The sequence below is a fragment of the Mycobacterium sp. genome (assembly GCF_965229265.1).
Taxonomy (GTDB): Bacteria; Actinomycetota; Actinomycetes; order Mycobacteriales; family Mycobacteriaceae; genus Mycobacterium.
In genome coordinates this window covers 526,539-553,054 of sequence record NZ_CBDDIY010000011.1, presented here as the reverse complement: position 1 = coordinate 553,054, position 26,516 = coordinate 526,539, and the positions used below count along the sequence as shown (strand labels likewise).

23 protein-coding genes are annotated in these 26,516 nt (G+C 67.2%); 16 read left to right on the top strand and 7 right to left on the bottom strand.

Features of this window, described 5'->3' with window-relative positions; genetic code table 11:
• From ADBZ9K_RS15125 to ADBZ9K_RS15080, 10 genes are all read left to right on the top strand, one after another.
• A complete protein-coding gene (locus ADBZ9K_RS15125) occupies nucleotides 1–1,557 on the top strand; it encodes a sensor histidine kinase (RefSeq protein ID WP_526622676.1) in 1,557 nt (518 codons plus the stop codon).
• Nucleotides 1,554–2,006: a response regulator gene (locus ADBZ9K_RS15120; RefSeq protein ID WP_526621801.1), complete on the top strand. Its 453-nt coding sequence runs from the start codon at nucleotides 1,554–1,556 to the stop codon at nucleotides 2,004–2,006. The genes ADBZ9K_RS15125 and ADBZ9K_RS15120 overlap by 4 nt, the downstream gene beginning before the upstream one ends.
• Before the next feature lie 306 nt (nucleotides 2,007–2,312).
• Nucleotides 2,313–3,026: an MlaE family ABC transporter permease gene (locus ADBZ9K_RS15115; protein WP_526622674.1), complete on the top strand. Its 714-nt coding sequence runs from the start codon at nucleotides 2,313–2,315 to the stop codon at nucleotides 3,024–3,026.
• 58 nt (nucleotides 3,027–3,084) lie between these two features.
• A complete protein-coding gene (locus ADBZ9K_RS15110) occupies nucleotides 3,085–3,891 on the top strand; it encodes an MlaE family ABC transporter permease (protein ID WP_526622672.1) in 807 nt (268 codons plus the stop codon).
• A 2-nt stretch (nucleotides 3,892–3,893) separates the two neighbouring features.
• Nucleotides 3,894–5,276 (top strand): MCE family protein, encoded by a 1,383-nt coding sequence (locus tag ADBZ9K_RS15105; RefSeq protein WP_526621800.1) that lies wholly within the window; start codon nucleotides 3,894–3,896, stop codon nucleotides 5,274–5,276.
• A complete protein-coding gene (locus tag ADBZ9K_RS15100; RefSeq protein WP_526621798.1) occupies nucleotides 5,273–6,301 on the top strand; it encodes an MCE family protein in 1,029 nt (342 codons plus the stop codon). Before ADBZ9K_RS15105 ends, ADBZ9K_RS15100 begins: the two co-directional genes overlap by 4 nt.
• Entirely contained in the window at nucleotides 6,286–7,596 is a 1,311-nt protein-coding gene (locus ADBZ9K_RS15095) for an MCE family protein (RefSeq protein WP_526621796.1), read from the top strand. Before ADBZ9K_RS15100 ends, ADBZ9K_RS15095 begins: the two co-directional genes overlap by 16 nt.
• Nucleotides 7,593–8,882: a virulence factor Mce family protein gene (locus ADBZ9K_RS15090; RefSeq protein WP_526621794.1), complete on the top strand. Its 1,290-nt coding sequence runs from the start codon at nucleotides 7,593–7,595 to the stop codon at nucleotides 8,880–8,882. Before ADBZ9K_RS15095 ends, ADBZ9K_RS15090 begins: the two co-directional genes overlap by 4 nt.
• A complete protein-coding gene (locus ADBZ9K_RS15085) occupies nucleotides 8,882–10,021 on the top strand; it encodes a virulence factor Mce family protein (protein ID WP_526621793.1) in 1,140 nt (379 codons plus the stop codon). The genes ADBZ9K_RS15090 and ADBZ9K_RS15085 overlap by 1 nt, the downstream gene beginning before the upstream one ends.
• 1 nt (nucleotide 10,022) lies before the next feature.
• On the top strand, nucleotides 10,023–11,456 hold the full coding sequence (locus ADBZ9K_RS15080; protein WP_526621791.1) for an MCE family protein: 1,434 nt from the start codon (nucleotides 10,023–10,025) through the stop codon (nucleotides 11,454–11,456).
• Between the two features lie 14 nt (nucleotides 11,457–11,470).
• Here the strand turns inward: ADBZ9K_RS15080 and ADBZ9K_RS15075 are convergent, their stop codons facing one another.
• The 5 genes from ADBZ9K_RS15075 to ADBZ9K_RS15055 form a co-directional block, all read right to left on the bottom strand.
• Nucleotides 11,471–12,355: a CE1 family esterase gene (locus ADBZ9K_RS15075; RefSeq protein ID WP_526621789.1), complete on the bottom strand. Its 885-nt coding sequence runs from the start codon at nucleotides 12,353–12,355 to the stop codon at nucleotides 11,471–11,473.
• A gap of 87 nt (nucleotides 12,356–12,442) precedes the next feature.
• Nucleotides 12,443–12,649 (bottom strand): hypothetical protein, encoded by a 207-nt coding sequence (locus ADBZ9K_RS15070; protein WP_526621787.1) that lies wholly within the window; start codon nucleotides 12,647–12,649, stop codon nucleotides 12,443–12,445.
• A gap of 55 nt (nucleotides 12,650–12,704) precedes the next feature.
• The gene (locus ADBZ9K_RS15065; RefSeq protein WP_526621786.1) at nucleotides 12,705–13,493 is read right to left on the bottom strand and encodes an SDR family NAD(P)-dependent oxidoreductase; all 789 of its coding nucleotides are present in this window, start codon (nucleotides 13,491–13,493) and stop codon (nucleotides 12,705–12,707) included.
• 23 nt (nucleotides 13,494–13,516) lie between these two features.
• Nucleotides 13,517–14,659, bottom strand: a complete 1,143-nt coding sequence (locus ADBZ9K_RS15060) for an alpha/beta fold hydrolase (protein WP_526621785.1) — start codon at nucleotides 14,657–14,659, stop codon at nucleotides 13,517–13,519.
• A gap of 80 nt (nucleotides 14,660–14,739) precedes the next feature.
• Nucleotides 14,740–16,500 (bottom strand): N-acyl-D-amino-acid deacylase family protein, encoded by a 1,761-nt coding sequence (locus tag ADBZ9K_RS15055; protein WP_526622670.1) that lies wholly within the window; start codon nucleotides 16,498–16,500, stop codon nucleotides 14,740–14,742.
• Nucleotides 16,501–16,615: 115 nt separating this feature from the next.
• Here ADBZ9K_RS15055 and ADBZ9K_RS15050 point away from each other — a divergent pair, with 115 nt between their 5' ends.
• The 3 genes from ADBZ9K_RS15050 (at nucleotide 16,616) to ADBZ9K_RS15040 (ending at nucleotide 19,707) form a co-directional block, all read left to right on the top strand.
• Nucleotides 16,616–17,281 carry a TetR/AcrR family transcriptional regulator gene (locus tag ADBZ9K_RS15050; protein ID WP_526621784.1) on the top strand — a complete coding sequence of 222 codons (666 nt, stop codon included), beginning with the start codon at nucleotides 16,616–16,618 and terminating at the stop codon, nucleotides 17,279–17,281.
• A gap of 139 nt (nucleotides 17,282–17,420) precedes the next feature.
• Nucleotides 17,421–18,833 (top strand): DUF4185 domain-containing protein, encoded by a 1,413-nt coding sequence (locus ADBZ9K_RS15045; protein WP_526621782.1) that lies wholly within the window; start codon nucleotides 17,421–17,423, stop codon nucleotides 18,831–18,833.
• Nucleotides 18,834–18,879: 46 nt separating this feature from the next.
• Nucleotides 18,880–19,707, top strand: coding sequence for an ANTAR domain-containing protein (locus tag ADBZ9K_RS15040; RefSeq protein WP_526621780.1), 828 nt, complete (start codon nucleotides 18,880–18,882; stop codon nucleotides 19,705–19,707).
• A gap of 83 nt (nucleotides 19,708–19,790) precedes the next feature.
• On the opposite strand, the gene ADBZ9K_RS15035 is transcribed toward ADBZ9K_RS15040, so the two are convergent.
• Nucleotides 19,791–20,651, bottom strand: a complete 861-nt coding sequence (locus tag ADBZ9K_RS15035) for a bile acid:sodium symporter family protein (RefSeq protein ID WP_526621779.1) — start codon at nucleotides 20,649–20,651, stop codon at nucleotides 19,791–19,793.
• 120 nt (nucleotides 20,652–20,771) lie between these two features.
• Between ADBZ9K_RS15035 and ADBZ9K_RS15030 the strand changes: the two genes are divergently transcribed.
• The 3 genes from ADBZ9K_RS15030 (at nucleotide 20,772) to ADBZ9K_RS15020 (ending at nucleotide 25,366) form a co-directional block, all read left to right on the top strand.
• Nucleotides 20,772–23,096, top strand: a complete 2,325-nt coding sequence (locus tag ADBZ9K_RS15030; protein ID WP_526621777.1) for an arylsulfatase — start codon at nucleotides 20,772–20,774, stop codon at nucleotides 23,094–23,096.
• Between the two features lie 191 nt (nucleotides 23,097–23,287).
• A complete protein-coding gene (locus ADBZ9K_RS15025; RefSeq protein ID WP_526621775.1) occupies nucleotides 23,288–24,958 on the top strand; it encodes a serine hydrolase domain-containing protein in 1,671 nt (556 codons plus the stop codon).
• Nucleotides 24,959–25,072: 114 nt separating this feature from the next.
• Nucleotides 25,073–25,366, top strand: a complete 294-nt coding sequence (locus ADBZ9K_RS15020) for a hypothetical protein (protein WP_526621774.1) — start codon at nucleotides 25,073–25,075, stop codon at nucleotides 25,364–25,366.
• 37 nt (nucleotides 25,367–25,403) lie between these two features.
• Here ADBZ9K_RS15020 and ADBZ9K_RS15015 read toward each other — a convergent pair whose 3' ends face one another.
• A complete protein-coding gene (locus ADBZ9K_RS15015; RefSeq protein WP_526622668.1) occupies nucleotides 25,404–26,312 on the bottom strand; it encodes a cutinase family protein in 909 nt (302 codons plus the stop codon).
• Nucleotides 26,313–26,516: the final 204 nt, after the last annotated feature.

The following is a 26,516-nucleotide window of genomic DNA, read 5'->3' as shown; positions in this document are numbered from 1 at the left end:
ATGACGGTGCGCGGCTGGCTCAACCTCATCCTGGTGGTGGTGGGTGTGGTCGTGCTCGGTGCAGCACTGGTCGCGGCGCTGCTGCTGCAACGAACAGACGACACAAGCCGACGGCTGGTCGAGCAGATCCAGCCCGCTCGGGTCGCCGCATACCAGCTGCAAGCCGCACTGCGTGACCAGGAAACCGCCGTACGCGGATATGCCATCGCCACCGACTCGCAATTCCTGGCGCCCTACTACGACGGCCAGCGCACGGAAACCGCTGCCGCCCAGGACATTCGGCGACTGCTGGATGGCCAGGCGTCGTTGATCGGGGACCTGGACGCCATCGAGCAGGCCAGCGCGCAGTGGCGCGCCCGCTACGCCGAGCCCCTGATCGCCAGTGTGCGGCCCGGATCATCTAACGCCGTGGCCAGCTCGACCGCCGAGGCCGGCAAGGTCCAATTCGACTCGCTGAGAACTCTTTTCGATAAGCAGAACCAAGATCTGGCCACAGCCCGATCAGACGCGGTCAACGAACTCGAAAACGTCCGCACCTGGCGCGACCGAATTCTGGCCGCCATGATCTCGGCCTTCCTGGTTACCGGGTTCGCGCTGGCGATCCTGGTTCGCAATGCGGTCACCCGCCCCCTGGAATCACTCGCCGCGGCCTGCCGGCGGATCACGAACGGCAACTTTGCCGAGCGCATCGATCCTCAGGGCCCCAAGGACATCCGCGCCATCGCCACCGATGTCGAAGACATGCGCCGACGCATCGTCGAGGAGCTCGAAGCCTCCAGCGCGGCACGGCTGCAACTGGACGAGCAAGCTGCCGAGTTGCGCCGCTCGAATGCCGAACTCGAGCAGTTCGCCTACGTCGCCTCCCACGATCTGCAGGAGCCGCTGCGCAAGGTGGCCTCCTTCTGCCAGCTGCTGGAGAGACGCTACGGCGATCAGCTCGACGAACGCGGCACGCAGTACATCGATTTCGCCGTCGACGGCGCCAAGCGCATGCAGGTCCTCATCAACGACCTGCTGACGTTCTCTCGCGTGGGGCGGCTCAACGCCACCCTGGTGGAGGTCGACCTGCAATCGGTGCTGGACGCCGCCGTGGGCAACGTCGCCACCTCGGTCGAGGAGACCGGTGCGCAGATCACCGGCTCGGCGCCGCTGCCGCGGGTGCTGGGCGATCCGACCCTGCTGACCATGCTGTGGCAGAACCTGGTCAGCAATGCGGTCAAATTCCGCCGTGACGACCAGGCGCCCCGCATCTCCATCGACTGTCAGCCCGGCTCCGGCGAGCACGCCGGGCAGTGGATGTTCACCTTCTCCGACAACGGCATCGGAATAGAAGACGAGTTCGTCGACAAGGTGTTCGTGATCTTCCAGCGGCTGCACGGCCGCGACGCCTACGCCGGCACGGGTATCGGTCTGGCACTGGTCAAGAAGATCATCGAGTACCACGGCGGCACCATCTGGATCGACACGACGTACCGCGGCGGCACCCGCTTCCGTTTCACGCTGCCCGTCATGACCACCCCCCACCCCGAACCGCAAGTGGAAGGAAACGTTTCATGACCGACAAGGGTCGCGCGATCGACGTCCTGCTCATCGAGGACGATCCTGGAGACGAGCTGATCACCCGGGAAGCATTCGAGCACAACAAACTCAGCAACACACTGCACGTCGTGCACGACGGGCAGGAGGGCCTGGACTACCTCTACCGGCGCGGCGAGTTCGCGGACGCCCCGCGTCCCGACCTCATCCTGCTCGACCTGAACCTACCCAAATACGACGGCCGTCAACTGCTCGAGATGATCAAGTCCGACAACGACCTGTGCACCATCCCCGTCGTCGTGCTGACGACGTCCTCCGCCGAGGAGGACATCCTGCGCAGCTACAAGCTGCACGCCAACGCCTATGTCACCAAGCCGGTCGACCTCGACCAGTTCATGAGCGCAGTGCGTCAGATCGACGAATTCTTCGTCCAGGTGGTCCGGCTGCCGGGCGGCAGCCCGACCCGCTAGCGTCGGCCTCAGCGCGCAACCCGCCTAGACGATGCTGGACCGCTGCCACGCTATGCCGTCGGCGATTGCGGTCGATTCCGAAGAACGCAGATCTGCCGCGCCGCGGGCACGGCTAACTCTTTAGGGGTACGAAATCGCCCCGATAGAGGAGCAGCACCCACAGCAACGCTCGCGATAGCGTTCCGCCATGCCGCCGGCCATCATCGTCGAACCCGGAGTGCCGACCGCCTCGGCACCGGGCGGCAGGTCGTGACCGCGACACTCCCCCTGGCCAAGCCCGTACGGGCGTTCGGCGGGTTCATCGCCATGTCGATGGACACCCTGGTGCTGATGTTCCGCCCACCATTCGCCTGGCGCGAGTACCTGCTGCAAACCTGGTTCGTGGCCCGGGTTTCGGTGCTGCCCGCCCTGATGCTCACCCTGCCCTACTCAGTGCTGCTGGTCTTCACCTTCAACATCCTGCTCGGTGAGTTCGGCGCGACGGACTTCTCCGGCACCGGAGCCGCCGTCGGCACGGTCAACCAGATCGGGCCGATCGTGACGGTGCTCGTCGTATCCGGCGCCGGCGCCACCGCCATGTGCGCCGACCTCGGCGCCCGCACAATCCGGGAGGAACTCGACGCGCTGCGGGTGATGGGCATCAATCCCATTCAGGCACTGGTGGTTCCGCGGGTGCTCGCAGCCACCACGGTGGCGCTGGCCTTGTCGGCGACGGTGATCCTGGCCGGGCTGACCGGTGCCTACATCTTCTGCGTCTACATCCAGCACGTCTCCCCCGGCGCCTTCGCCGCCGGCCTGACCCTGCTGACCGGCATGGGCGATGTCGTCGTCTCGCTCACCAAAGCCACTCTGTTCGGGCTGTCGGCCGGCCTCATCGCCTGCTACAAAGGCGTTTCGGTGGGCGGCGGCCCGGCCGGCGTGGGCAATGCCGTCAACGAAACCGTCGTGTTCACCTTCATGGTGTTGTTCGCGATCAATGTGATCGTGACCGCCGTGGGCATCCAGTTCACGGTGGGATGAGGGCGCCCCGGTGAGTCTCAGTGCCCCCAGCAGATTGCATCCGAAGCTGGCCAGCAGCATGCAAGGCATCGCCGACGGCTGGAACCGCGTCGGCGCCCAAACCCGGTTCTACGTCACGACACTGACGGCCATCCCGGAGGCGGTGACCCGCTACCGCAAGGAGCTGCTGCGGCTCATCGCGCAGATGGGACTCGGCGCCGGCGCCCTGGCGGTGGTCGGCGGGACCGTCGCGATCGTCGGCTTCCTGACCATGACCACCGGCGCACTGGTCGCGGTGCAGGGCTATAACCAGTTGGCCTCGGTGGGTTTCGAAGCGCTGACCGGATTCGCGTCGGCGTTCTTCAACGTCCGACTCATCGTCCCCGGCACCGTCTCGGTGGCCCTGTCAGCCACCATCGGGGCCGGTGCCACCGCCCAGCTCGGTGCGATGCGGATCAACGAGGAGATCGACGCGCTCGAGGTCATCGGTATCCGGTCGGTCACATATCTGGCCTCCACCCGGGTGCTGGCCGGTGTCATCGTGGTCGTCCCGCTGTATTGCATCGCGGTCATGATGGCGTTCCTGGCCGCCCGCACCGGCACGGTCGCCATCTACGGTCAGGGCTCCGGTGTCTATGACCACTACTTCAACACCTTCCTCAACCCCACCGACGTGATCTGGTCGTTCATGCAGTCGGTTGCGATGACCGTGGTGATCATGCTGGTCCACACCTACTACGGCTTTACCGCCAAGGGCGGTCCGGCGGGTGTGGGCGAAGCGGTGGGGCGCGCGGTTCGCACCTCGATGGTGGTCGCGGCCGTCGAGATCGTAATGATCTCGCTGGCCGTCTATGGCCAGTCGGGCAACTTCAATCTGGCCGGGTAGCAATGGAACCCCGACCCGGTGAAGACCGTCTCCCCGACGGCTGGTGGACTGTCCTGCTGGTGGTGGCGGTCGGCGCCTTCTTCTTCGTCACCGCAACAGCATTCGCGGGGACCTTCCGCTCCTCGGTGCCGGTGACGGTGACCTCCGAGCGGGCCGGGCTGGTGATGGAGACCGGCGCCAAGGTGAAGATGCGCGGGGTCCAGGTGGGCCGCGTCGCCGACATCGACGGCGGGCAGGGCCCAACCAGCCTGCGCCTGGAAATCGACCCCGACCAGCTCCGCTACATCCCGGCCAACGTCTCCGCGCAGATCAGATCCACCACCGTCTTCGGCGCCAAGTTCGTCGACCTGGTCTATCCGGCCGACCCCAACCCACAGCGGCTGGCGGCGGGAGCGGTGCTGCAATCGGGCAACGTCACCACGGAGGTCAACACGGTCTTCGAAAACGTCGTCAACCTGCTCGACATTGTCGATCCCGCCAAGCTGAACGCCGTGCTGACCGCCGTCGCCGACGGGGTGCGCGGGCAAGGCCCCCGGATCGGTGCGGCCACCACCGATCTCAACCAGGTCCTCACAGCGCTCAACGAACGCAGCGACACCATCCGCGCCGACTTGCGGTCCTTCAAGGACTTCAACGACACCTACGCCGCGGCAGCACCCGACATCGTGGCAATCCTCAACGCCTCCAGCACATTCAGCACCACCGTCGCCACCCGGTCGAAGTCGCTGGACACGTTACTGCTCAACACGATCGGCTTCTCCCAGTCCGGACGCGACCTGCTGGCGGCCAGCGGCGACGATCTGGTGCGCGCAACCGAGATCCTGGAGCCCACCACTAACCTGCTGTTGAAGTACAACCCCGTCTACACCTGCTGGCTGCAGGGCGCGACGTGGACGCTCGAGCACGGCGGCTACGACGCCTGGGCCGGCGCGAATGGCAAATCAGCGGTCTTCGACGTCGCACTGCTGCTGGGCAACGACCCCTACCAGTACCCGGACAATCTGCCGATCGTCGCCGCCAAGGGCGGCCCCGGCGGCAAGCCCGGCTGCGGATCACTGCCGGATGCCACCAAGAACTTCCCGGTGCGCCAGCTGATCACCAACACCGGCTGGGGAACTGGACTCGATGTGCGGCCCAATCCTGGCCTGGGGCATCCGTGCTGGGCCGACTGGTTCCCGGTGACCCGAGGGATTCCGCAGCCCCCGAGTATTCGTCAGTGCCTGCCCGGGCCCGCCCCCGGCCCGGATCCGGGGCCCGGCATGCCCCCCTATGGCGCGGCCTGGTACGGGCCCGGCGGTGTCCCGCTGTGGCCGGGTGTTCCCCCCGCGCCGGAACCTGCTGCGGCACAACCACAATCGGGATCGCCGACAGGAGAGCAGCCGTGAGGGACAACCTGGGGGGCGCGATCTGGCGCCTCGGCATCTTCCTGACGGTGTGCCTGTTCGGCACCGTAGCGCTGCTGGCCATCTTCGCGCAGTTCCGGTTCAACACCGGCACCTCGTACAACGCGGTGTTCACCAACGTCACCGGCCTGAAGAAGGGTGATTTCGTCCGGGTCGCCGGCGTCGAGGTCGGCAAGGTCGAGGACATCGCGATCAACCGCGACGCCACAGTGCGGGTGCAGTTCTCCGCCGCCGACGCGGTGGTGCTGACCGAAGGAACCCGCGCAATCATCCGCTATGACAACGTGATCGGCGGGCGATTCCTGGCCCTGGACGAGGGCACCGGCGGAGTCAAGCGACTCCAGCCCGGCCAGACGATACCCGTCGAACGCACCGCGCCCGCGCTGGACCTGGACTCGGTAATCGGTGGTTTCAAGCCCCTGTTCCGCGCGCTGAGCCCCGACCAAGTGAACGCACTCAGCAACCAGCTCGACCACGCGTTGCAGGGACAGGGCGCCACCATCGGCTCGTTCCTGAACCAGGCCGCCGTCCTGACCAATACCCTGGCCGACCGCGACAGGCTGATCAGCGAGGTGGTCACCAACCTCGACGCCGTCCTTGGCTCACTCGGCAGCCAGAGCACGCAGCTGGACAAAGCCGTCACCAATCTCGCCGGCCTGATCGAGGGACTCAACGCCCGCAAGAGCGACCTCGCCGCCGCCTTCAGCCACACCAGCGCCGCGGCCGCCACCGTCGCCGATCTGCTCACCCAGGCCCGCGGCCCCTTCCAGAAGGTGGTCAGAGAAACCGACCGGGTCTCCTCGATTGCGGTGGCCGATCACGAATACCTGGAACGGCTCATCGACACGCTGCCCGACAAGTACCGGGCGCTGCAGCGCCAAGGCATGTACGGCGACTTCTTCAGCTTCTACCTGTGCGACTTGGTGTTGAAGCTCAATGGCAAAGGCGGACAGCCGGTTTTCGTGAAGGTGGCCGGCCAGGACACGGGACGGTGCACGCCGAAGTGAAATCGTTCTCCGAACGCAACCCGTTCACCCTCGGGATCGTCGGCGCCGTCGTCGTCGCCGCAATCGTGACGGGCGCGTTGAACTGGCAGAAGCTGCCGTTCCTCAACCCGGGCCACAACTATTCCGCCTACTTCGCCGAGGCCGGTGGGCTGTTCACCGGCGCGACCGTCGAGGTGTCGGGACTGCCGGTAGGCAAGGTGTCCGGTATCGAACTCGACGGGCCGCAGGTGCTGGTCACCTTCCGGATCAACGACGACGTTCAGCTCGGCCAGCGCACCCTGGCCGCGATCAAGACCAAGGGCCTGCTCGGCACGAAGATGCTCGATGTCACCCCGCGCGGCGACGGCACGCTGACCGGGCCGATCCCGATGGAGCGCACCACCTCGCCCTACCAGCTTCCCGACGCGCTCGGTGACCTGACCACCACTATCAGCGGTCTTGACACCGAACAACTTTCGCAGTCGCTGTCGACCATGGCCGAGACGTTCGCCCACACCCCGCCGGACTTGCACAACGCCGTGGTCGGGGTGGCGCGATTCGCCGAGACACTCGACAAGCAGGATGCCCAGTTGCGCAACCTACTGGCCAACGCGGCCAAGACCACCCATGTGCTGGCCGAACGCACCGATCAGATCGTCCTGCTCGTCCGACAGACCAACTCGCTGCTGGTGGCGCTGAACGCCCAGAGCGAGGGCCTGGATCGGGTGTGGCGCAACATTTCGGCGGTGTCGCGGCAGCTCAAGGCGTTCATCGCCGAGAACCGTGGCCAGCTCAAGCCGGCGCTGGAGAAGCTCAACGGGGTGCTCACCATCGTCGACGACCGCAAGGAACGCGTGCAGGATGCGATCAAGCGACTCAACAGCTACGCGATGTCGCTGGGTGAGTCGGTGTCGTCCGGGCCATTCTTCAAGGCCTACGTGGCCAACCTGTTCCCCGGTCAGTTCGTCCAGCCGTTCATCGACGCGGCGTTCTCCGACCTCGGGGTGGACCCGGCCACCCTGCTGCCGTCGTTGCGTACCGATCCGCAAGTGGGCCAACCGGCTACGCCTGCACTACCGGTGCCCTACCCGCGGACCGGGCAGGGCGGCGATCCGCATCTGAACCTGCCGGATGCGATCACCGGAAACCCCGGCGACCCGCGCTACCCCTACCGCGAACCGCTCCCGGCTCCGCCGCCGGGAGGTCCGCCTCCGGGACCGCCCGCCGAGGCGCCACCCGGCATCGCGTCCACCCCGGAACCGACGCCGTCGCCGGTGTACGTTCCCGCTCCCGGTGAGCCGGCAGGTGCGCAATGACCAGGCTGCGCAATTCCCGTGCCGTGCTGGCCGCCGTGCTGGCGCTGACCCTGATCGCCGGACTCGTGGTGGTCGCGCGCACGGCCGGCCGCCTCGACCGCACCGACGTCGTCGGGTACTTCGACAACAGCATCGCGCTGTTCCCCGGTGACGACGTGCGGATACTCGGTGTACCGGTGGGCAAGGTGTCCACCGTCGAACCCCAGCCGGACGGGGTGAAGATCTCCTTCTGGTTCGACCGCAAATACAAAGTCCCCGCTGACGCCAAGGCCGCGATCCTCTCGCCGATGCTGGTCACCGGCCGCGCCATCCAGCTGACTCCGGCCTACACCGGCGGCCCGACGCTGCGCGACGGTGCAGTCATCCCCCGCACCCGCACCGCAGTGCCGGTCGAATGGGATCAGGTGCGCGAGCAGTTGCAGCGGCTGACCGAACTGCTCAAGCCGACCGCACCCGGCGGCGTCAGCACCCTGGGCTCCTTCATCAACACCACCGCCGACAACCTGCGCGGGCAGGGCGGCACCATCCGCGACACGATCATCAAACTGTCCCAGGCGATGTCGGTGCTCGGCGATCACAGCGGCGACATTTTCGCGACGTTCAAGAACCTCGCCGTCCTCATCACCGCCCTGCGCGGCAGCAGCGATGTGCTCGCCCAGCTCAACGAGAACCTGGCCGCGGTCACCGGTCTGCTGGCCGACGATCCGACCAAGATCGGCGACGCCTTCACCGACATGTCCTCCGCGATCGGCGATGTCCGGGGATTTCTCGCCGACACCGGCGACACCATCGGAACCACCGCCGACAAGCTCGCCTCGATCAGCACCGCACTCAACGCGAGCCTCGACGACATCAAACAGACCTTGCACATCGCGCCGACGACGGTCGCCAACTTCACCAACATCTACGAGGCGTCCAACGGTGCGTTCACCGGGGCGCTGGCGGTCAACAACTTCGCCAACCCGATCTCGTTCCTGTGCGGGGCCGTTCAAGCGGCATCCCGGCTAGGCGCCGAACAGGCCTCGAAGCTGTGCGTGCAGTATCTGGCGCCGATCATCAAGAACCGGCAGTACAACTTCCCGCCCATCGGAGAGGATCTCCTGGTCGGAACCCAGGCGCGGCCCAACGAGATCACCTACAGCGAGGACTGGCTGCGTCCCGACTTCGTGCCACCGGCAAGTGCTTCCGCTCCGCTACCGGCTCCGGCGCCCGCTGAGGCGACGATCCCGATCGACCCGTCGGCGGGCTTGAGCGGCATGATGACCATCCCGGGCGGTGGGTCGTGATGTGGCGCCGGATCGCCCCGATCGCCGCGGCGTACCTGGCGATCGGGGCGGCACTGTCGGGCTGTGGCCTCGGGGACTGGCACGGTTTGAACTCGCTGCCGCTGCCGGGAACCACCGGCGACGGACCGGGCTCGTTCGTCGTCCAGGCAGAGATGCCCGATATCAACAACATTCAGCCCAACTCGCGGGTCCGGGTCGGCGACGCCACGGTGGGCCACATCACCAAGATCGAACTTCAGGGCTGGCACGCGCTGGTCACCATGCAGCTCGACGCGGACGTCAACCTGCCCGCCAACGCCACCGCCACGATCGGCCTGACCAGCATCCTGGGTTCCCAGCACATCGAACTCAGCGCGCCCAAAGACGGCCCGCCGCAGGGGCGGCTGCACGACGGATCACTGATCCCGCTCTCGCACGCAGGCGCCTACCCCACCGTCGAACAAACCCTGGCCGCGGTGTCCACCGTGCTCAACGGCGGCGGCCTGGCCCAGATCCAGGACATCACCGAGGCGTTCAGCACCGCCTTCCGCGGCCGGGAACAGGACCTGCGCAGCCTGATCGGTGAGCTGGACACCTTCGCCGGCAACGTCAACGACCAGACCGACGACATCATCGCCGCCACCGAAAGCCTCAACCGGCTGACCGGCACACTCGCCGCGAACCGGCCGGTGCTCGACAAGGCGCTCACAACGGTGCCCGAGGCGCTGGCCGTGCTCAACAGTGAACGCCAGAACCTCGCCGAAGCCGCCGACCAGCTGGGCAAGTTCAGTGAACTGGTGGTCAGCTCGGTCGGGCAGAGTAAGCAGAATCTGATCAAGGAACTCAAAGACATTGGGCCGGTGCTGGAGTCGCTGGCCAACGCCGGTCCCAGCATGACCCGCGCGCTGAGCCTCATCCCGACCTTCCCCTTCCCGAACGAGACGATCGAAAAGTGGCAACGCGGCGACTACGCGAACATGACCGCGGTCGTCGACCTCACCCTGAGCCGCATCGACCAAGGACTGTTCACCGGGACCCGGTGGGAGGGCGATCTGACCGAGCTGGAAATGCAGTGGGGCCGCACCATCGGCCAGTTCCCCAGCCCCTACACCAAATCCAACCCACTGGTCGCGCCATACAACCTCGATCAGGGGCCCTGACATGCATCTGAGTCGCCGAATGCTGATCCAATTGGCGGTCTTCACCGTCATTGCGGTGACGGCGATGGCCGTCATGGGCCTGCACTTCCTGAAACTGCCGGCGAAGTGGTTCGGCGTCGGGCGCTACAGCGTGACCATGCAGCTACCCGAGACCGGCGGCCTGTACAGCACCGGCAACGTCACCTACCGCGGCGTCGAGGTGGGCCGGGTGCAGTCAGTTCGGCTCAGCGACAGCGGAGTTGACGCTGTCCTTTCGCTGAAGTCCGGTATCGACATTCCTTCGGACCTGCGCGCCGAGGTGCACAGCCAGTCCGCGATCGGGGAACAGTACGTCGACCTGGTGCCCCGCAACGCGACGTCGCGGCCGTTGAAGGACGGCGACGTGATCGGCCGGGCCGACACCTCGGTGCCGCCGGACATCAACACTCTGCTCGACACCGCCAACTCCGGGCTTGCCGCGATTCCACGGGACAACCTGAAGACCGCGATCGACGAGGCCTATACCGCGGTCGGCGGGCTCGGCCCACAGCTGTCCGACATCGTCAAGGGCTCAACCGCTTTGGCGATCGACGCCCGCAAGAACCTCGACCCGCTGATCGACCTGATCGACAACTCCAAGCCGGTGCTGGACTCCCAGGTTCAGACCTCGGCGCAGATCCAGGCATGGGCGTCGCACATCGCCACGGTCACCGGCGACCTACAGCGCAGCAACGACGCCGTCGCCAGCTTCATCGACCAGGAGGGCGTCATCGTGACCACCGACGAAGCCCGCAATCTCATGGAACGGCTCAAGCCCACCCTGCCGGTCCTGTTGGCCAACCTCACCAGCCTCGGCCAGGTGGCCGTCACCTACCAGAACGATATCGAGCAGCTACTCGTGTTGCTGCCGCACGCCGTGTCCGAAGGCCAGGGCACCTTCGTCGGCAACGCGAACACCAACCAGGCCTACCGCGGCGAATACCTATCATTCAACCTCAACGTCAACCTCCCGCCGGCCTGCACCACCGGCTTCCTGCCCGCCCAGCAGCAGCGCACCCCGAACCTGGTCGACTACCCCGAGCGGCCGCCCGGAGACCTGTACTGCCGCACTCCCCAGGATGCCCCGTTCAATGTTCGCGGCGCCCGCAACATTCCGTGCGAGACCGTGCCGGGCAAGCGCGCCCCCACGGTGAAGCTGTGTGAAAGCGACGAGAACTACGTTCCCCTCAACGACGGCAACAACTGGACGGGCGATCCCAACGCGACCCTGTCGGGCCAGTCCGTCCCCCAACTGCCGCCCAGGGAGCCACCCGAGCTGATGGCGGTCAGCGAGTACGACCCCGCGACCGGCCTGTACGTGGGGCCCGACGGTCGCCAGTACACCCAGTCCGAACTAGCCCAGCCGGGCAACCGGGACACCACCTGGCAGTCGATGCTGCTGCCTGCCGCGCCGTGACCGCTGCGGCGAACTCAGCCGGCGCGGGCGGCAAAGAACTGCCCGCTGGCCTGCGACGCGTCGAACGCGAAACTGGTCGGGCCGACCATCGTGTCCGGCAGCGGGGCGTGCCCGGAGGGCCAGGTGTGGCCGCCGCCATCGATGCTGACGAAGACCACCTGCGTTCCGCCGGCGCAGCCGGCGGCACTGATCCGGGTGACCTCCCCCACGGTGTCCTGCGCCGGCGCCGGGCAGCGGTCCACCGCGCGCCAGCGCTCGGCCATCGCCGGCGCCGCCACGACATCACTGGGTCCGCCGCGGCCGACCATCGGGCCGCCGTTGTAGGGCACCACCGGATCGGCGGTTCCGTGCACCGCGAGCACCGACACCGGTCGTGACGGGTTGCACGGGATCCCCGAACCCAGGGTTCCGGCCACCGGCGCGATCGCGGCCACCAGGTCGGCACGCTCGCAGGCCAGCCGGGTGGCCATGAACGCACCGGCCGACATGCCGGTGACGAAGGCGCGGCCCGGTGGGAGGGCGTAGTCGCGGGTCAGGCGATCGATGAGCGCGGCCAGGAAGCCGACGTCGTCGATGCCCTGCCGGTCCGGGGTCGAGGCGCCCCGCCCGTCGGCCCAACTGAGGTCGATGCCGTCGGGATAGGCGACGACGAATCCGTACTGATCGGCCACCGCGTTGTAGTTGGTCACCACGGCCTGATCGCCGCCGTTCTGCCCGGCGCCGTGCAGGTTGAGCACTAGGCCCTTCGGGGGGCCGGGCGGCAGGTGCAGCACATAGGTGCGCGGCAGGCCGCCGAACGTCACCACGCCCGGCGGGTCGTCACCGGCCGCCGCCGGCGCCGCGAAGGCCCCGGCAATCAACACCAGGGCGGCGGCCAACGCCGTGACGCGGAAGTTCACGTCCTCCAGTCTGCACCGGCGCGGGCGAGTGCCGGCGGGCTATGTGGGCCGGCGACGCCAGCCAGCCACCGGTTCGACATGTGCACGTCACCCTCGGGCGGCTCGCGGCACCAGCCCACCCCGGCACCCCGCCGAGATCGCCGGGCCTTTGTGCACCACGTCGCGCAGCGAAAGGGTCTTCGAGGCGGCGCGCAGCTCGGCCACCGGCGGAAGCGACACTCGCACCTCGTAGGCGAGGATCCCAGCACTGTCCACCACGGCCGCCGACAACACCGTCCGATGGGTTCGCCGCATGCGAACATTCTCCCGCCCCGGCGGCGAACTGCGGCCACCGAGGACGGGGTTCGGCTCAGTCGCCGCCCAGGCCCATCATCTCGGTCACCCCGTGATCGCGGCCCGCCGTATAGCCACCGTCGACCGCTAGGGCCTGACCCGACACGAACGACGCGTCCGGTGAGACCAAAAAGGCCGCCACCGAAGCGATCTCCTCCGGTCGTCCCCGGCGCCGCAACGCGTGCTCGTGGGTCACCGCCGCCTTGATCTCTTCCATCCCCTGCAGGGACAGCACCGAATCCAGCATCGGGGTGTCGATGAAGCCGGGACAAATTGCGTTGCAACGGATTCCACTGGGACCGTAGTCCACGGCAATGTTCTTGGTGAGCAGGACCACGCCGCCCTTGGCCGCGTTGTAGCAGCTGCCCCCGGCGGTACCTTCGAGGCCTTCAACACTGGCCAGGGTGACGATGGCCCCACGTTCCCCGCCGATGCGCTCCTGGGCGAGCATTCGCGTCACCGCGGCCTTGGCAACCAGGAATGTCGCGGTCAAGTTGACGTCGATGACCCGCTGCCACTCCTGGGCATCGAGCAGGTGTACCGGGCCACCCCCTTGGACACCGGCCGAATGCACCACCCCGGCCACCCGACCGGGTGCGGCCGCGAACACCTCGGCCACCGCGGCTTCGTCGGTGACGTCGGCCGTGACGAAGGTGAAACCCGCGGCCCCCTCGAGCTCAGGGGCCGGCGACAGATCGCAGCCGACCACCGTCGCGCCATCGGCGAGGAAACGTTGCGCGGTGGCCAGCCCGATACCTGAGGCGGCGCCCGTCACCACCATTGTCAGTCCGTCAAATCGGGACATGTCGGTCTCTCCTTCTGGCTAAGTCAGAACACGTGGGAGTCGATGAGCAGATCGGCATAGTCGGCCAGATCGGCGGCGAAGATCTCCGGCTGCTCGAACGCGGCGAAATGGCCTCCGCGATCCAGGATTCGGTAGTGCACCAGGTTATACCGGTCGGCCGCCCAGGCCCGCGGTGTCTGCAGGAGTTCGTAGGGGTACACCGCATAGCCGGTCGGCACGTCGACGCGTCCCTCCCACACACTGGTCGCGGCGGTGTTCGTACGGGCCGATTCGCAGTACAGCCGCGCCGCCGACGTCGCCGTGCCGGTGAGCCAGTAGAACATCAGGTTGTCGATCAACCGGTCGAGGCTGATCGGCATGCCGTCGCGGGTGTCGCACCAGGCGTGGAACTTCTCCAAGATCCAGCCGGCCAGGCCCAGCGGTGAGTCGTCGAGCCCATAGCCGAGCGAGTGCGGCCGGGTGGCCTGCAGCTCCATGTAGGCGGTGCCGTCCTTGACCCGCTCCACCGCGGACGCGAACGCGGCCAGTTCGGCTTCCGTCACGTTGGCCAGCAGCTCGGGATCGCTCTGATTGGGCGGGGCGAACAACATGTTCGTGTGAATTGCGGCGACGCTGTGCGAGTAGTGCTCGCCGAGGTGCCGGGTGACCAGCGCACCCCAGTCGCCACCTTGTGCCACATACCGCGGATAGCCCAGGCGCTCCATCACGCCGGCGACACACGCCGCCACCACCGCGACATCCACACCACGACGCCGGGTCGGACCGGAGAACCCGTAACCCGGCATCGAAATGGCGACCACATGGAATCGCTGGCGCAGCAACGGTATTGCGTCGAGGAACTCCACCAGCGAACCGGGCCAGCCGTGTGTGATGGCCAGTGGGATAGCGTCGGCGTGTTCGGAGCGCGCGTGCAGGAAGTGCACATGCTGGCCGGCCACCTCGGTGTGGAACGAGCCGAGGCCGTTGACCTCGGCCTCGACCCGGCGCCAGTTGTAGCTGTGCAGCCCATGGTCGACAACCGTTCGCAGGAAGGCCTGCTCGGTGCCGTAATCCCAACCGGCGTCGTCGATCTCGGCCGGCCAGCGGGCGAGAGCCAGCCGGTTACGCAGGTCGTCGAGCGCAGATTCTTCGACGTCGATCACGAGCGGTTCGACTCCGCCTGACATGGCAGTACCCTTCTCCAGAGCGCCGTACCCGCCGATGCCCCCACGGGCACCGGCGCGCAGTGAACGGCTGAACGGGCGGCTCAGTGCTTCCCGCGGACCAACCGGCCCGGCCGGGCGCCGGTGTCGGCCCCGTCGCGGCGGGTCACCACACCGCTGACGATGGTGGCGGCGTACCCGGAGGCGCCTTGGACCAGCCGGTGTCCGCCCGCGGGAAGGTCGTAGGCCATCCGCGGCGCGTGCAGGGTGAGCGCGTCCATGTCGATGACATTGAGGTCGGCCTTCTTGCCCACCTCGATGACGCCCCGGTCGGTGAGCCCGAAAAGCTGTGCAGTGTCATGGGATTGCTTGCGCACAACGTATTCCAGCGGCAGCTTCTCGCCACGGCGGCGGTCACGGGCCCAGTGGGTGAGCAGGAACGTCGGGTAGGACGCATCGCAGATCATGCTGCAGTGCGCGCCGCCGTCGGACAGCCCCAGCACACCCGCCGGATGCGTCATCATCTCCCGGATGGCGTCGTGGTTGCCGTCGGCGTAGTTGAACAGCGGCATCATCAGCATCGAACCGGCGTCGGATTCCAGCATCAGGTCATACATCACCGCCAGCGGATCCTCACCGCGTTGGCGCGCGATGGCCGCCACCGTTCGATCCAGGGTGGGTTCGTAATCCGGCGGATCGCCGAGTGCATAGAGCCGCTCGGTGGAATGCTGCGCGAACGCGAACATGCCGTCGAACAGGATGCTGGGATCCAAGGGCAGATCCTCTTCGGACAGGATGGCCGACCGGACCGCGGGATCGGCAAGACGGGCGGCGAGCTCCTCGCGGCTGCACTCGGCCTTCAGACGCCGGTAGGTGGGGCGGTGGGTGAAGGCGTGGTGCCCGGGAAAGCCCAGCAGCATCCCGAACGGGCGCGCCGCCACCTGCGGGTAGAGCCGGCTGCCCGCCTCATGCGCGGCCGCCGACAGATCCAGCTGTTCACGCCACAGATTGGGGTCGGCGTCGACCTGGATCAGCGCGAAGCTGAGCGAACAGTCGATCTCCTCACCCAGCCTGCGCATCCATTCCAGCTCTTTCTTGGGTGCCACGATGTCCTCACCGGCGGCCCCCTGCGGCGCGAGCTCGAAGACCGCCCCACCACCGGCGACGAGGGCCCGGCCGAGGGCGAACAACTCGTCTTCGGCGGCGAACGTGCCGGGCACGGGCTCACCGTCCATCGCGCGGTGGGCCAGGGTGCGCGAGGACGAGAATCCCAGTGCGCCGGCCTCGACCGCCTCCTGGACCAGCCGGCCCATCAGCGCGATGTCCTCGGCGGTGGCCGGCTCGTTGCGCGCGCCACGCTCGCCCATCGCGTAGGCGCGCACGGTGCCATGCGCCACCTGGCTGCCGAAATCGACTGCCAGCTGGCGCTTCTCGATGACGTCGAGATACTCGGCGTAGCTCTCCCACCCCCAGGTGATGCCTTCCGAAAGCGCCGTCCCCGGGATGTCCTCGACGCCTTCCATCAGCTCGATGAGCCACTCCTCGGCGCCGGGTCGGACCGGAGCGAAGCCCACTCCGCAGTTGCCGGCGATTACCGTCGTGACGCCGTGGCTGGTGGATGGTTCGAGGACGTCGTCCCAGCTGACCTGGCCGTCGTAGTGGGTGTGGATGTCGACGAAGCCCGGCGCGACGATTTTGCCGGTCGCGTCGATGGTCTCGGCCGCCTCGCCCGGCAGGTGGGGGTCGCTGGGTCCGCGGCGGCGAACCTCGACGATCTTGCCGTCCTTGACGGCCACGTCGGCGTGGAAGCGAGGCGCGCCCGTCCCGTCGACCACAGTGCCACCGGTGATTTTGAGGTCGAACACCATGTCTCCCTAAAGTGTGATGCGTACCACTACACTGAGCAATGTAACACCGTTACAGGGTGGGTCAAGCCCCCGTCCGCCGTCCCGAAAGAAGCCCCGTGAGCATCGGAGAGCCGTGAGCGCGCCCAACGACTCGGCTCGGCCGGCCGAGGACCGCAAGTCGAAGGCAGTCGATGCGCAGACCATCCTCGACACGGCGGCCGACTTGATCGAAAGCGCTGGCATGAGCGGCTTCTCGATGCGAGGCCTGGCCGACGAGCTGGGTGTCGCGGTGACCTCGATCTACTGGCACGTCGGGGGTCGGGACACATTGTTCGACCGCCTCGTCGATCAGCTGCTGTGCCAGATGGCAAACCTGCCTGTCGAGGGCGATGACCCGGTCGAGCGCATCCGGTCGCTGGCCCGCGCCCAGCGCCGCGTCCTGATCGACCGTCAGCATCTGCTGGCGATCGCCCACGAGCGCGATCGCACGGCCGCGCTGTTCCTGCCCGTCCAGCAGGCACTCGCGGAGTTGCTCGCCGACCTCGACCTGACCGGAAGCCAAGCCGCCCTTGCCCTTCGGGCCCTGCAGGTGCACATCATCTCCTCGGCGATCATGCAGTTCTCGGCCGTCCGCGGCGCCCATCATCGCCATGAAGAGGATCCATCGCTGTGGGATGACAGCTGGTCGGACCGTGAGCTGGTCGAGGCGCTGAAGGCCCCGACCGACTACGACGCGGTGTTCGAGTACGGGCTCGAGGGCCTGGTTGCGCCGCTCCGGCGGGCCGACCGCCCCGGCTGATCGCCGGCGACGGATGGTTGCGACACGGTCACGGATACATACCTTTCGGTACACCACTGGTCACAAAAGACACACGGATCCCTATCGTCACAGTGGTTAGCCGACGTCACTGCGACGTCTCGCCCCCGAAAGGTGTGTCGTGTCGCCGCGTCCTCGCATCCCCTCGCTCTCAGTGGCGTCGGCGCTGGTGCTCGGGCTTTGCGTCGCCACGGGAGTCGCGGCGCCGGCGTCGGCCGAGCCCTGCGAAGGTGCGGCCGCGCAGGCTCAGCCGCTGCCGAATCAGGCCTTCCAGATTCCGAAGCCGTCGGCGATCGCCCCCTTCGACCGGCCGATCGGCCACAAGCCCGTCGGGGCGAATGATCAAGCGCCGCTGCCCAAACTCGGCGAACTCATCAAGGCGCTGATCCCGAACTCCAGCCAGGTGCAGAAGCAGGCCGCGGTGGTTCCCGCACCCAAGCCCGCGACAGGCACCACCCAACCGCCGGTTGCGGCCCAGCCCGCTCCGGCGCCCGCAGCGGCAACCGGTCCCCCGTCCACCGCGCCGCCGGGGACCTCCCTCGTCGGCTGGGTGACCGGACCGGACAGTCCGAACCAGACCATCCAGCGCTTCGCCATCACCGGCACCGACCTCGGAATCATGTGGGACAACGGCGATCCCAGCAATCGTCAGGTGCTCATGGCCTTCGGAGACACCAACGGCTACTGTCAGATCCCCGGCAAGCAGTGGCGCTACAACACGTTGATGCGCACCTCGGATGGGGCGCTGACCAACACCATCGCGGTGCCAGACGGCGTCGTCGGCAACAAATACTCCGGGGCGCCGGTCTGGAAAGCGGGCATCGCCAAACAGGTCATCAACAGCATCAACACCGCGCCGGAGGAAACCGGCATCATCCCCACCGCCGGCGTGGCGGTGGGACAGCAGCAGTTCGTGAACTTCATGTCGATCAAGAGCTGGGACAACAACGGCGCGTGGACGACCAACTACTCGGCCATCGCCGTCTCCGGAGACAACGGCGAGACGTGGGGTGTCTACCCCGGGACCATCCGCACACCGGATGCCGGCAACGAGAAATTCCAAATGGGTGCGTTCCTCAAACCCGGCCCCGGAGACCCGTACCTGTACTCGTTCGGCACCCCCAACGGCCGCGGCGGGTCTGCCTACGTTGCTCGGGTCAATCCCGCGTTCGTCCCGGACCTCACCAAGTACGAGTACTGGAGCTCCGACACCAACTCCTGGGTGCCCGGTAATCCGGCGGGGGCCACGCCCGTCATCCCCGGCCCGGTGGGCGAGATGTCGGGTCAGTACAACACCTACCTCAAGCAGTACCTGGTGCTGTACTGCAACGGCGCCAACGACGTGGTGATGCGCACGGCGCCGGCACCGCAGGGGCCGTGGGGTCCCGAGCAGATGCTGGTGTCCTCGATGCAGATCCCCGGCGGCATCTACGCCCCGTTCCTACATCCGTGGTCGACGGGCCGCGAGCTGTACTACAACCTGTCGCTGTGGTCGGCCTACAACGTCATGCTGATGCACACCGTGTTGCCCTGACGTGCGGGTTATCGCCTAGATGTCCCATTGGTGGGACACTCACTGCATGGATCACAGCGACCCGCGTGTCGAGGACTCGATCCCGACCGACGTCCTGGATGACGCCGCCACCGAGCAGGCCGCCGAGATCGTCGTCGAGGCCGCCACCCGAAGGAAGATGTCGCCGGCTGCGCTGGCACAGCTGCTGGTCGACGCCGGACGCAGTATCACCGACGAAGACGACCTGCTGAGTCTGCTGCAGCGGGTGGCGGCGATCGCCCAGGAAGCCATCGACGGCGCCGACAGCACGGGTATCACCATCGACCTCGGCGGACTGACCTACACCGCCGTCCACACCGATGAGCGCACCTTACGCATCGACAGCGAGCAGTACGACGCCGCGCAGGGGCCCTGCCTGCACGCCTCCCGTACCCGGACCACCGTGCTGCTCGATTCAGACGAGGCCATGTCGCGCTGGCCGGGCTTCGCCGTGGCCGCCCGTAAGGAAGGGGTCAACAGCTTCCTGGCGGCGCCGTTGTTCACCGACGAACTGACGCTGGGATCGTTCAATCTGTATGGCCGCGGCTTTCACGCCTTCGACAGCCTCGACGCCGAGATCCTCGACCTGCTCACCGCCGCAGTCTCGCGGGCGATCGGCGATTTCGCCCGCTTCAAAACCGCGCGCGACACGGCTGAGTCGATCCAGCGGGTGCTGCAGTCGCGGGCCCCGATCGAACAGGCCAAGGGCGTGCTGATGGCCATGCACGGTATCGACGCGGACGCGGCGTTCGACGTGCTGCGCCGGCAGAGCCAGCAGACCAACGTGCCGGTTCGCGTCCTCGCCGTCCAGTTCCTCGACCAGGTCGTCGGCGGCGACGGCCAGCAGCACAACTGACCCGCTGGTAACCGGCGGGCGATTCGCCGTTCGGTCACCTGTTCAGGCCATTGTCTGGCAAGAGGCGAAATGGCGCGCTCCGTTCACGGGGACGATCGAGACGGTGACCGTCGCCGTGCGATGAGCGTGTAGATCCCGCCCGCCACGGCAGTCACCAGACCGTAGAGCGCGACCGCGGCATGCTCATCGGTGGTGGGAAAGTTGGCTGACGCCAAGGCCAATGCGGTCGCCGGATGCCGGCAGCTCGTGGCGAAGGCCAACACCGCCGCATCCCGGCGGTCCGGGCCGCCCAGCAGATGGCCCACGGCCAGCGCGCCCACCACGAAAATGGCGACTGCCAACAGCGTGCCGTCGCCCAACAGCGACTGCATCTGCGGTGCGGCCGAAACCAGCAGAGCGATCATCGCGATCGGCAGAAGCCAACGCTGTACCCGAACGATAGGCCCCGCGAGCCGCCTCGCGGTAGACGGCAAGAAGTGCGCCACGGTCATTCCGACCAGCAACGGCGCCAGGACCGACAGCGTCAACAGCCGGGCGATCGCCCACGGCGTCGCCACATAGTCCCGTCCGAACACCGACTGCAGGATCGCGGTGGCCGCCACGATCACCGGGACGGCCGACAACGCCAACATGAGGACCAGACCCAGCGCGTATTCGTGGCGTCCCCCCGCCTTAGCGCCCCGACTGGGCAGCAGCGGTGGCAGCGGTGAAATCGACAGGGCCACAAGCGCTATGGCCACCTCGCGGTGAACGTCGAACACCTTCACCAGTACCACCGCCAACACCGGTGCCACCACGAGCACCGCGATCAAGGAGCGAGCCCGCAGGCCCGGCCTTCGCAGCAACGCAGTGACGTCGGTGAACCGGGCACCCAGACCGGAGCCGAACACCAGCACCGCAAGGCTCACCCCGAAGGCGAGCTTCGCGACAGCGGCCCAGTTCACGCACCACAGCCTGCCACCAACTCAACCGATTTAGCCGCAGACAAGGTGGGACTGCCGCTACTGTGCAGCGATGCCGGGCGGGGTCGACCAGGGTCCGACGGGCTGCCTCTTGGAGGACCGATGACCGACCTGCCCTGCGCTGAGGGACCGTTCACCGGTGTGATCAATCCACTGGCCAGAGATTCCACCCCGGCGAAGCCTTCCATCAGCTATCCGCCCGCCGGAGCGCCCAACGTCGTCGTCGTCCTGCTCGACGACGTCGGCTTCGGCACCGCATCCACCTTCGGCGGGCCGGTACCCACCCCGGCACTTGACCGGGTTGCGAACGCGGGCCTGAGCTACAACCAGTTCCACACGACGGCGCTGTGCTCGCCCACGCGGGCGGCACTGCTGACCGGGCGCAACCATCACAGCGCACACATGGGGGCGATCTGCGAGATCGCCTACGGCTTCCCGGGCTACGACAGTGTGATCCCGCAGAGCACCGCGACGATCGCCCAGACGCTGCGGCTCAACGGCTACAGCACCTCCTGGTTCGGCAAGGCACACATCACCCCGATGTGGGAACTGTCCCCGGCCGGACCGTTCGACCGCTGGCCGACCGGGCTGGGCTTCGACCGGTTCTATGGCTTCCTGGGTGGGGAGACCTCCCAGTACGAGCCCGCCCTCTATGACCAGACCACGCCCATCGAGCCGTACGTGGGCCGCGACGACTACCACCTCAGCGAGGATCTGGCCGATAAGGCGATCGAGTGGATCCGGCTGCAGAAGACCTCCGCCCCCGACAAGCCGTTCTTCACCTACTTCGCGCCGGGGGCGGCGCACTGCCCGCACCATGTCTGGCCGGAGTGGTCGGATCGGTTCGCCGGCCAGTTCGACGACGGGTGGGATGCCCTGCGCCAGAAGACCTATGAGCGCCAGCTCGAGGCAGGCATCATCCCGCCGGGGACCCAGCTGACTCCACGACCATCCGAGATCCCGGCCTGGGACGACTACGACGACCGCTACAAGCCGGTGGCGGGCAGGCTGATGGAGGTCTTCGCCGGGTTCGTCGCCCACACCGACGCCCAGGTCGGGCGTCTGATCGACGCCATCGAGGAGCTCGGGCAATGGGATAACACCTTGTTCATCTACGTCTGTGGAGACAACGGCGCCTCGGCGGAGGGCACCATCCACGGTTGCTGGAGCGCCCCGTCCTACCAGAACGGGGTCCCCGAGGAGCCGGAGTGGCTGCTGGACCACATCGACGACTTCGGCACAGTCCGCTGCGAAAACCACTACAACGTCGGCTGGGCCTGGGCCCTGGATTCCCCGTTCCAGTGGATGAAGCAGGTGGCGTCACACTTCGGCGGCACCCGCAACGGCATGGCGATCTCGTGGCCCACCGGAATCGAGGCCAGCGGCGAACAGCGCAGCCAGTTCCATCACGTCATCGACCTGGCACCCACCATTCTCGACGCCGCGGGCATCGCCCAACCCGAGCACGTCAACGGCATCGCACAGAAGCCCATTGAGGGCGTCAGCATGCGGTATTCGTTCGACGACCCCGCCGCCCCAAGTGCCCGCACAACTCAATATTTCGAGATGTTCGGCAACCGGGCGATCTACCACGAGGGTTGGATCGCCTCGTGCTTCCACGGCCGCCTGCCCTGGGTGCGAACCCAGGCGGTCGCGTTCGGCGACTCCGAGCGTTGGGAGCTCTACAACATCGCCGAAGACTTCAGCCAGGGCGTCGATCTCGCCGAGCAGTTCCCGGAGAAACTCGCCGAACTGCAAGCCCTCTTCGACCGAGAGGCCCGCGCCTACAACGTCTATCCACTCAACGACGAGACCACCACTCGTGCGCTGCCCGACCGCAGGCCCAGCCTGCTGGAGGGACGGACCACCGCCACGTTCTTCGCCGACCACGTCCGGGTGCCGGAGATGTCCACGGTCAACTTCAAGAACACATCCTTCGATATGACTGCCCACCTTCAGATTCCGGCTGGGGGTGCCTCCGGTGTGGTGATCTGTCAGGGCGGATCCATGGCCGGGTGGTCGCTGTACGTGCGTGACGGTGTGCCGAGCTACACCTACAACTATCTCGGCCACGAGATCACCACAATTGCTGGTGGACAAGCACTTCCGCCAGGACAGGTCACCCTCACCCTGGCATTCGACTACGACGGCGGCGGGCTCGGCAAGGGCGGCACCGCCACGCTCGGCGTCGATGGCGGCACCGTGGCGACCGGCCGGGTCGAGCAGACCGTGCCCTTCCTGTTCTCGATGAGCGGGGAGACCCTCGACGTCGGCGTGGACACCGGCTCACCGGTGGGCCCCTACCCGGCCGAGTTCCCCTTCACCGGAACCATCGACCGTATCGACGTGGTGCTGCACCCCGACGGCGAGGAGCACGGCGACACGCTGGCGCGGGGACAGCTGCGCGGCGCGCTGGGCACCCAGTAGCAACGGAGAGCCACGCACGCCAGATCAGAACGTGCCGCATTCGCGGTGGGTGACGCCTCCCTTCCGGGGAGCACTTCGCCGGCGACTTGCTAGCGGCGCCAATCCAGGAGTTACTTTGTATACTAAGTATGTCTTATTGGCCGGCTGAAAGAAGTGGCTGTCATGGCTGTAGCACTAACGTTCATCGGCGAATGACCGAATCCACGCGGGCCACCGTCGCCGCCATCGCCGAACACTGGGCAGTGCCCGGGGGCGCGGTACTGGCCGTCGACAAGCATCGCGAGCTGTTCTCCTACCGCTTCGGCCACGCCGATGTGAGCGCCGGAATTCCCGTTGAGCCACAACACCTTTTCGAGATCGGTTCGATCAGCAAGGTGTTCAACGCGATCGCCATCCTGCATCTGGCGCGCCGCGGCCTGATCCGCCTCGACGACCCCGTCAGCGCCATCCTCGACTGGCTGCCGGAACCCCTGCGCGCCGAAGGGATCACCATCGAGCGGCTACTTACCCACACCGCTGGCCTAGTGGCCAGCGCCGAGGCCCTGCCCGACGAGCAGGGCCAGGTGGCCGCCTTCACCGGCGCCGTGTCGACTGCGGCACCGGGGACGTTCTTCCACTACTCGAATCTGGGCTTCCTCCTGCTCGGCCAAGCTGCCCGACAAGTCTCCGGTCATGGCCTCACCGAACTGGTGCGCGAACACATCCTCGCGCCCCTGCAGATGACCTCCACCATCACCTACGTCACCCACGACGACTACTTGTCACTGGCACGGGGCTATCAGGCGTTGCGCGACGACCGGCCGTGGATCCCCGGCGATGCACAGGTGCAGGCGCCGTGGCTGGAGGTCGCCGGCGCCGACGGCAATATCGCGGCCACTGTTTCGGACTTGGCCATCTTCGCGCGCATGCTGCTGGGCCGGGGCGCCCTCGGCCAGACGACGATCCTGCAACCGACCGAGTTCGACACGATGATCGGCTCGACGGCACCCGACGGGGAAGACGTTCTCGTCCTGCCCGGGGTGCCTCCCACCGACACCAGCCGCTACGGACTCGGCGTCAACGTCGAATGTTCGGACGGGCGCACCGTGTTGACCCATGGCGGCGGCATGGTCGGCTACGCCTCCTTCCTACTGGCGGACCTCGACGATGAGCTCGCCGTCTGCGTGGTCACCAACGCCAACGGCGACAGCCCCATCGCGGAGGCAATCGCCCGCAGCGTCGCCACCGAGCTGAGGTCGCCCGGCTCGGTCGACATCGCGGGGATGACCCCGCAGTGGTGGCCCGAGGCCGTCGAACAGCACGGCTATGTCGGCGAATTCATCGATGACTCCGCCGATTCAGCCGGACTGGAGGGGCCGCAGTCGATTCGGATCGCCGTCGAAGAACGCAGCCGTGACCGCCTGCGGCTGACCCTCGAGTGCGCCGACGGGCGAAAGCCACTGCTACGCACCTGGACCCGAGGCGCGGTGGTACAGGCTCGATCGCTCGCCAAATACTCGCTGAACTATCGAGACGACAGCTGGCACTGGGGGCCGCGGACATTCACGCGCGTTGGCGCGTCGGCGTCAGTGGACCCTTCGGGCGCAGAGCTGGAATCGCTGTGCGGGCACTACCGCTCGTACTCGCCGTGGTACACCAACTTCCGTGTGGTGCTGCGCAGGGGGCGCCTGTTCCTGATCGCACCCGGTGGCGTGGAAGCCCCCACCGACGACGCTGAGCTGGTTGCACTGGGAGGCCGAACATTTCGGATCGGCGCGGACCCACGGCTGCCTGAGCGCATCACGTTCGGCCCGCCGGTGAACGGGATCACAGCGTGGGCGAACCGCGACGGCTGCCAGTACTCCCGCGCGTTCACCGATTGACGCGGAGAACAGGTAACGCTTGTTCCTCGGTTGCATCACGACCTTCGATCGGCTCCCCCGATTCGGTTCCGAGGGTGGTGTGATCGGACCACCGAGATACAAGGAGGGTGCGGCATGGATCCGGTCGGATCGCTGATTGCGCTGCTCATTGCGATTGCAGCGTTGGCGGCGCTGTCCGGCTACGTCACGGCCACGGTGCGGCAGCGGAACCGGCGGCTTTCGAGCGGGTACTTCGCTCTCGGCGTTCTCACCGGAGTGGTGAGCATGGCGATCGCGCGCCGGCGACGCGGTCACCGGAGGACAACCGGACCGATCCCCCGAATGCTCCCGTTCGCTGTGGACAACCCGCTCGCCGGTGCGGCGTCGCGGGTTCGCCGGACGCTGAGCCGTACGGGAATCAGCCGCTGATCCGACAACCCGGGTGGCCGACGCGCCGCGCTCGTCGTCAGTAGACAGTCGAAATCGCTCCGGAGTCATAGGAATGTGCAATGGGGCCGATCACCGACGGCCCCGGGCCGGGCAGTTGCGGACCGTAGCCCGGTGACGAACCATGCACCGACGTTTCGGGCCCGTAATCCGGAGTCATCACCGGGCCATATCCTGGCAGCGGTCCGTACCCCGGCAGCGGCCCGTATCCGGGCGTCTGGGCTGAGCCGACCAGCAGCTTGGCTGCGGCGAAGGCCGCGGCCTGGGTGGTGTAGGCCGGGACGTAGCCCTCGGTATGTCCGCTCCATTCGTTGCCTGGGCCCGCGTGACAGATCGGGTCGGCGGGGTTGCACAAGTCGATCGCCTTGGAGCCCAACAATGCACTCTGGGTGGGCAACGATCCACCGGTGCGATCGGCCACGTCGCCGAAGGTGGCGACCGCCGCGATGTTGTCGGCATATTCGGGCGGCAGGGCACTCCCCCAGGTGATGCCACCCAGCGGGACGCCGGCCACGATGTCGATCACGCTGGCGCCCTGGGAATAGCCACCCAGAACGATCTTGGTGTCGGGGCAGGAGGACACCGTCGATTTGATGTGGGCGATCGTGTCGTTGGCACCGTCGCCGCCATGCAACTGCAGCTTGGTGGCTTTGTAGTTCACCGGGTAGCTGGCGATGTCCAACCCAGCGGCCTGTGTGCGCAGTGAGTCGACGAACGCATCGCCGACCCGGCCGAGGCCGTCCGGCTCATCGGTACCGCGGGCGAAGATGACCTCCGCATCGGGGCAGCCGGCGGCAGCGGCCACCGGTGCACTCGGGCTGGCGAGCAGCACGCCGGCGCCGACTAGTACCGCAGCGCCGAGTGCGGCCCAAGACTCGAGGGAGCGCACTGCGCGCACGCCACACCCACGTGTGCCGCCAGAGAACATGACCACCTGTACCCGATGTTGCGGGCCAGCAACCCTCGCCCCACCAGGTCAGATGCACGGGTACGGGCATCGCCACGCCCCAAGCGCGCAGACGTCAACAGGAAGAGGAACGGACCGGAGCCGCTCGAGCGTGTCTAGACCCAGAGTGCGCCGCGCCGTCGAACGTCGCAATCTTCCGTGTCGCCACACCTTGTCAAGGAGTGG

Excerpts from the sequence above, each read along its gene's own strand:
- ADBZ9K_RS15125 (WP_526622676.1), top strand. The coding sequence starts at position 1 with ATGACGGTGCGCGGCTGGCTCAACCTCATCCTGGTGGTGGTGGGTGTG.
- ADBZ9K_RS15120 (WP_526621801.1), top strand. The coding sequence starts at position 1,554 with ATGACCGACAAGGGTCGCGCGATCGACGTCCTGCTCATCGAGGACGAT.
- ADBZ9K_RS15115 (WP_526622674.1), top strand. The coding sequence starts at position 2,313 with ATGTCGATGGACACCCTGGTGCTGATGTTCCGCCCACCATTCGCCTGG.
- ADBZ9K_RS15110 (WP_526622672.1), top strand. The coding sequence starts at position 3,085 with ATGCAAGGCATCGCCGACGGCTGGAACCGCGTCGGCGCCCAAACCCGG.
- ADBZ9K_RS15105 (WP_526621800.1), top strand. The coding sequence starts at position 3,894 with ATGGAACCCCGACCCGGTGAAGACCGTCTCCCCGACGGCTGGTGGACT.
- ADBZ9K_RS15090 (WP_526621794.1), top strand. The coding sequence starts at position 7,593 with ATGACCAGGCTGCGCAATTCCCGTGCCGTGCTGGCCGCCGTGCTGGCG.
- ADBZ9K_RS15085 (WP_526621793.1), top strand. The coding sequence starts at position 8,882 with ATGTGGCGCCGGATCGCCCCGATCGCCGCGGCGTACCTGGCGATCGGG.
- ADBZ9K_RS15080 (WP_526621791.1), top strand. The coding sequence starts at position 10,023 with ATGCATCTGAGTCGCCGAATGCTGATCCAATTGGCGGTCTTCACCGTC.
- ADBZ9K_RS15070 (WP_526621787.1), bottom strand. The coding sequence starts at position 12,649 with ATGCGGCGAACCCATCGGACGGTGTTGTCGGCGGCCGTGGTGGACAGT.
- ADBZ9K_RS15065 (WP_526621786.1), bottom strand. The coding sequence starts at position 13,493 with ATGTCCCGATTTGACGGACTGACAATGGTGGTGACGGGCGCCGCCTCA.
- ADBZ9K_RS15060 (WP_526621785.1), bottom strand. The coding sequence starts at position 14,659 with ATGTCAGGCGGAGTCGAACCGCTCGTGATCGACGTCGAAGAATCTGCG.
- ADBZ9K_RS15040 (WP_526621780.1), top strand. The coding sequence starts at position 18,880 with ATGGATCACAGCGACCCGCGTGTCGAGGACTCGATCCCGACCGACGTC.
- ADBZ9K_RS15030 (WP_526621777.1), top strand. The coding sequence starts at position 20,772 with ATGACCGACCTGCCCTGCGCTGAGGGACCGTTCACCGGTGTGATCAAT.
- ADBZ9K_RS15025 (WP_526621775.1), top strand. The coding sequence starts at position 23,288 with ATGACCGAATCCACGCGGGCCACCGTCGCCGCCATCGCCGAACACTGG.
- ADBZ9K_RS15020 (WP_526621774.1), top strand. The coding sequence starts at position 25,073 with ATGGATCCGGTCGGATCGCTGATTGCGCTGCTCATTGCGATTGCAGCG.
- ADBZ9K_RS15015 (WP_526622668.1), bottom strand. The coding sequence starts at position 26,312 with ATGTTCTCTGGCGGCACACGTGGGTGTGGCGTGCGCGCAGTGCGCTCC.